The sequence below is a fragment of the Streptomyces sp. NPDC031274 genome, assembly GCF_055570235.1.
Genome location: NZ_JBVIHP010000206.1, coordinates 1 through 1,470, shown reverse-complemented (window position 1 = coordinate 1,470; position 1,470 = coordinate 1). Strand labels below are relative to the sequence as shown.

The following is a 1,470-nucleotide window of genomic DNA, read 5'->3' as shown; positions in this document are numbered from 1 at the left end:
ATCGTGCCGGGCGACACGAACGGCGTGGGCGACGTGTTCAAGTGGACGGCTCGCTGATGCCGCGTGCCTCAAGAGCCTTGGTGGGCACGGCAGTTGTCGCCGCGCTCGCCGGCCTCACGCTGCGGACAGTTCCATAAGGACCGCAACCATTGGCCCATCTCGCGTATCAGACATTGCGCGCATGCATTGCACGCGACCACGCAGTGCCCGCACCGAACACCAAGCAACCACGGGGGATTTGACCATGCACAGCACCAAGCGCCGCGCCGCCCTGGCCGCAGCCGCACTCGTCGCCGCGGTCACGGCCACGACCCTGCCCGCCGCCTTCGCCGCGCCCGCCGCCGACGCGCCCCGCACCGAGGGCGTCAGCGTCACGCCCGAGGGCAAGGCCGCCAATGACCGCTCGGCGGGCGCCGTGATCAGCCGGGACGGCCGGTTCGCCGCCTTCGACTCCGAGGCCACCGATCTGGTCGCGGGTGACACGAACGGCCTCAGCGACATCTTCGTACGCGATCTGCGCACCGGAAAGACAGAGCGGATCGCCCTCGAAGGGCGTGACGTCAGGAGCCCCTCGCTGAGCGCCGACGGGCGTTACGTCGCGATGATCACCAGCCCCGAGGAGTCCTACTCGGCGGCCGATGTCCGGCTCTACGACCGCAGGACCAAGAAGGCCGAGCGCCTCGACGTCGAGCTGCCCGACGGCTACCCCGGGGACAGTGCGGGCGGCGTGTCCCTGAGCGCGAACGCCCGCTATGCCGTCTTCAACACGGACGGGCCGCAGTTCGACGGCACGGCGGTCTTCCTGCGCGACCGGAAGACCGGCACCACCGAGAAGGTCAGCCACCCGTACACGGGCGGTGACGGGGAGCGCAACGCCCACTCGCCGACCGTCAGCGACGACGGCCGGTACGTCGCGTACGCGAACTCCTTCGTCAACGGCCCGCGCGGCGACGACTGGAGCGACCTCTGGGTGCGCGACCGCAAGACGGGGAAGGTCACGCAGGCCGACCGTTCCTACGACGGCTCCAAGACCGAGAAGGAGTCCCTGGACGCATCCATCAGCGGCGACGGCCGCACGGTCGTCTTCGAGTCCCGCGACACGCACCTCGTCCAGAACGACGACGACGTCGCCTGGAACGTCTTCGTGCACGACATCGCCTCCGGCAAGAACCAGCGCATCCACGGCACCCAGGGCGGCCCCGGCGAGGCCTACACCCGCTCGCCCGCGATCAGCGCGGACGGCCGCCACCTGACGTTCATGTCGGAGCTCACCGAAGCGGGATCCGAGTACGGCAAGGAGTGGCCCGTCTACCTGCGGGACCTGAAGAAGGGCACCACCACGCTCGTCACGCCGGACACCACGGGCGGTGCGGCCTCGGCGCAGGTCACCCCCGGCGGCATCTCGGCCGACGGCAGCCGGATCGCCTTCCTCTCCGGGGACGCGTCGCTCCTGAGCGGCGACACCAATGA

General features: G+C 70.1%; 1 protein-coding gene. It reads left to right on the top strand.

Annotated features, from left to right (window positions below; translation table 11 throughout):
* Positions 1-244: 244 nt before the first annotated feature.
* Positions 245-1,470: TolB-like translocation protein (locus tag ACZ5CR_RS45015; protein ID WP_468869395.1), on the top strand; the 1,226-nt coding region annotated here is incomplete at its 3' end.